Below are 2867 nucleotides of genomic sequence, written 5' to 3' on the forward strand. Positions count from 1 at the left end.
TGAGGAGGGCGGTGCCTACACCTGGGTGCGGGACGCCTTCGGCCGGCCGGCCGCGGCCGTCGCGGCGATCCTGACCTGGATCACCCAGCCCGTGTGGGTCGGCGGCTCGATGGCGTTCCTCGCCGCCGAGACGATCAGCTCCTACATCACGCCGCTCGAGCACGGCTCGTTCGCCGACTACGTCTTCAAGATCGTCTTCATCTGGATCACCGTGCTGGCCGCGATCGTCAGCCTGCGCAAGGGCAAGTGGCTCCCGACGAGCGGTGCGCTGCTCAAGATCAGCCTGCTCGTGTTCTTCGTCTTCACCACCGCGATCTACGCCGCGAGGAACGGGGTGGTCGGCATCAGCCCCGGCGACTTCAGCCCCTCGTTGCTCGGACTCTTCGGCTCCGTGCCGATCCTGCTGTTCGCCTACCTCGGCTTCGAGTCCTCCAACAGCGCCGCCGGCGAGATGCAGAACCCCGCCCGCGACGTACCGATCTCGATCTTCCGCTCCTGCGCCACTGCTGCGGCCTGCTACCTGCTGCCGATCTTCGCGATCCTGCTCGTCGTACCCACTGAGGACATCACCGGCATCGGTGGCCTCCTCGACGCGGTCGGCACCGTCTACTCCGTGTACGGCGGCGCGGCGGACGCGTTGCTCAAGCTCACCGCGTTCGTCTTCGTCTACATCCTGATGAGCCAGGGCGCCGCGTGGATGATCATCTCCGACCGGATGCAGGCGATGACCGCCGCCGACGGCTCGTTCTTCGGCGGGTTCTTCGGCCACTTCCACCCCGGCCTCGGCACCCCGGTGCGCGTGAACCTGCTCTCGGGCGTCGTGTCCACCACCTTCATGCTCGTCGCGATGCAGGTGACCGGCTCCGGTGCCTCCGTCTTCGGCGTCGTGCTCACCATCTCGATCTCGACCTTCCTGCTCAGCTACCTGCTGGTCATCCCGGCCGCCATCAGGCTCCGCACCCGCTACCCCGACCGGGTGCGCCCGTTCAAGGTGCCGGTGTCCGACAAGGGCTTCGCGATGCTCGGCTGGTCGGCGTTCGCGTGGGTCCTGCTCGGTTCGTGGGTCGCGGTCTTCCCCGGCACCCTCGAGCGGCTCTTCGGCGAGGACTACCCGTTCAAGGACATCTGGGGCGTCAGCCAGACGACCTTCGAGGTCTTCACGCTCGGCACCCTCGGCTGCCTGATGGCCCTGTGCGCCGTCGGCTATGTCCGCGGTGCCCGCGTCCGTCGTACGACGCCCGTCCCCGTTGCCGAGGAGGTCGGCCGATGAGTGACCAGCCCGCCGTCGCCGCGCCGTACGACGTCCTGTTCGAGCCCGTGAAGATCGGGCCGCTCACGACGAAGAACCGCTTCTACCAGGTGCCCCACTGCAACGGCATGGGCTACCGCGACCCCAGCGCCCAGGCCGCGATGCGCAAGATCAAGGCCGAGGGTGGCTGGTCGGTGGTCTGCACCGAGCAGGTCGAGATCCACGCGACCTCCGACATCGCGCCGTTCATCGAGCTGCGGATCTGGGACGACCAGGACCTGCCCGCCCTCAAGCGGATCGCCGACGCGATCCACGAGGGCGGCGGCCTGGCCGGCATCGAGCTCGCCCACAACGGCATGAACGCGCCGAACCAGCTCAGCCGCGAGACGCCACTGGGGCCCGGCCACCTGCCGGTAGCCCCCGACACGATCGCGCCGATCCAGGCCCGCGCGATGAGCAAGCAGGACATCGACGACCTGCGGCGCTGGCACCGCAACGCCGTACGCCGTTCGATCGAGGCGGGCTACGACATCGTCTACGTCTACGGCGCGCACGGCTACAGCGGCGTGCACCACTTCCTGTCGAAGCGCTACAACCAGCGCACCGACGAGTACGGCGGCTCGCTCGAGAACCGGATGCGCCTGCTGCGCGAGCTGCTCGAGGACACCCTCGACGAGTGCGCCGGTCGCGGGGTCGCGGTTGCGTGCCGGATCACGGTGGAGGAGGAGATCGACGGCGGGATCACCCGCGAGGACATCGAGGGCGTGCTCCGCGAGCTCGGCGAGCTCCCCGACCTGTGGGACTTCGCGATGGGCAGCTGGGAGGGCGACTCCGTCACTTCCCGCTTCGGCCCCGAGGGCCAGCAGGAGGAGTTCGTCGCCGGGCTGAAGAAGCTCACCACCAAGCCGGTGGTCGGTGTCGGTCGGTTCACGTCGCCCGACGCGATGGTCCGCCAGATCAAGGCCGGCATCCTCGACCTGATCGGTGCGGCGCGGCCCTCGATCGCCGACCCGTTCCTGCCGAACAAGATCCGCGACGGCCACCTCAACCTGATCCGTGAGTGCATCGGCTGCAACATCTGCGTGTCGGGCGACCTCACCATGTCGCCGATCCGCTGCACCCAGAACCCGAGCATGGGGGAGGAGTGGCGGCGTGGCTGGCACCCCGAGCTCATCCGGTCGAAGGAGAGCGACGCGCAGGTCCTCGTCGTCGGCGCCGGCCCGTCCGGGCTGGAGGCCGCTCGAGCCCTGGGCGTCCGGGGGTACGACGTCGCGCTGATCGAGGCGCGTCGCGAGCTCGGTGGGCGGGTGACCCAGGAGTCCCTGTTGCCGGGTCTCTCGGCCTGGGGACGCGTCAAGGAGTACCGCGAAGCGGCCCTGGCCGAGCTCCCGAACGTGGAGATCTTCCGCGAGAGCCCGATGACCGCCGACGACATCGTCGAGTTCGGTTTCCAGCACGTGCTGGTCGCCACCGGCTCCACGTGGCGCACCGACGGCGTCGCGCGCTTCCACACCACTCCACTGCCGATCGCTGAGGGAGCGCAGGTGCTCGGCCCCGACGACCTGTTCGCCGGACGCCTGCCCACCGGGAAGAAGGTCGTGGTCTACGACGACGACCA

2 protein-coding genes are annotated in these 2867 nt (G+C 69.0%); both read left to right on the forward strand.

Translation table 11 applies throughout. The features are described 5' to 3' along the window. A partial coding sequence (locus ACOADB_RS27000) for an APC family permease (protein WP_378606337.1) occupies nt 1-1270 on the forward strand: 1270 nt, incomplete at its 5' end. After that, the coding region (locus ACOADB_RS27005) for an FAD-dependent oxidoreductase (RefSeq protein WP_378606340.1) at nt 1267-2867 on the forward strand (1601 nt) is incomplete at its 3' end. The genes ACOADB_RS27000 and ACOADB_RS27005, both read left to right, overlap by 4 nt.

It is taken from the genome of Nocardioides sp. CPCC 206348, from assembly GCF_048654705.1.
Lineage (GTDB): Bacteria > Actinomycetota > Actinomycetes > Propionibacteriales > Nocardioidaceae > Nocardioides.